Annotated in this window: 1 protein-coding gene; it reads right to left on the bottom strand. The window is 62.7% G+C overall.

From position 1 onward, the window contains the following. The coding region (tuf, locus tag AC1DXN_RS30795) for an elongation factor Tu (protein ID WP_477421816.1) at positions 1 to 1159 on the bottom strand (1159 nt) is incomplete at its 3' end. Between the last annotated feature and the right edge of the window lie 10 nt (positions 1160 to 1169).

Raw genomic sequence — 1169 nt, 5'->3', positions numbered from 1 at the left:
CGACGATGCCGGCACCGACGGTGCGGCCGCCTTCACGGATGGCGAAGCGCAGCTTCTCTTCCATGGCGATCGGCACGATCAGCTCGACATCGACCGTGATGTTGTCGCCCGGCATCACCATCTCGGTGCCTTCCGGCAGCGACACGATACCGGTCACGTCCGTCGTGCGGAAATAGAACTGCGGACGGTAGTTGGTGAAGAACGGCGTGTGACGGCCACCTTCGTCCTTGGTCAGGATGTAGGCTTCGGCCACGAACTTCTTGTGCGGCTTCACCGTACCCGGCTTGGCCAGAACCTGGCCGCGCTCGACACCTTCACGGTCAACGCCGCGCAGCAGCGCGCCGATGTTGTCGCCAGCCTGGCCCTGATCGAGCAGCTTGCGGAACATTTCAACGCCCGTGCAGGTCGTCTTGGTCGTCGGACGGATGCCGATGATCTCGAGTTCCTCGCCGACCTTGACGATGCCGCGCTCGACGCGGCCGGTGACGACCGTGCCACGGCCCGAGATCGAGAACACGTCTTCGATCGGCATCAGGAACGGCTTGTCCAGCGGACGAACCGGGGTCGGGATGTAGGCATCGACCGCAGCCATCAGCTCGCGGATCGCGTCCTCGCCGATCGTCTTGTTCGAATCTTCAAGAGCCGCCAGCGCCGAACCCTTGACGATCGGAATGTCGTCGCCGGGGAATTCGTTCTTCGACAGAAGCTCGCGCACCTCGAGCTCGACCAGTTCGAGCAGCTCGGCGTCGTCGACCTGGTCGACCTTGTTCAAGAACACCACGATCGACGGCACGCCGACCTGACGGGCAAGCAGGATGTGCTCGCGGGTCTGCGGCATCGGGCCGTCGGCGGCCGAAACGACCAGGATCGCGCCGTCCATCTGCGCGGCACCGGTGATCATGTTCTTCACATAGTCGGCGTGGCCGGGGCAGTCGACGTGGGCGTAGTGGCGGGCAGCCGTCTCGTATTCGACGTGCGCCGTCGAAATGGTGATGCCGCGGGCCTTCTCTTCCGGCGCCGCATCGATCTGGTCGTAGCGCTTGTATTCGCCAAAATACTTGGTGATCGCCGCCGTCAGCGACGTCTTGCCATGATCGACGTGGCCAATCGTGCCAATGTTCACATGAGGCTTGTTACGCTCGAATTTACCTTTTGCCATCTTTTGCCAT

It is taken from the genome of Mesorhizobium sp. P2_H9 (assembly GCF_056403215.1).
Note: the sequence above shows the minus strand (reverse complement) of the source record. Positions and strands in the feature narration are given on the sequence as shown.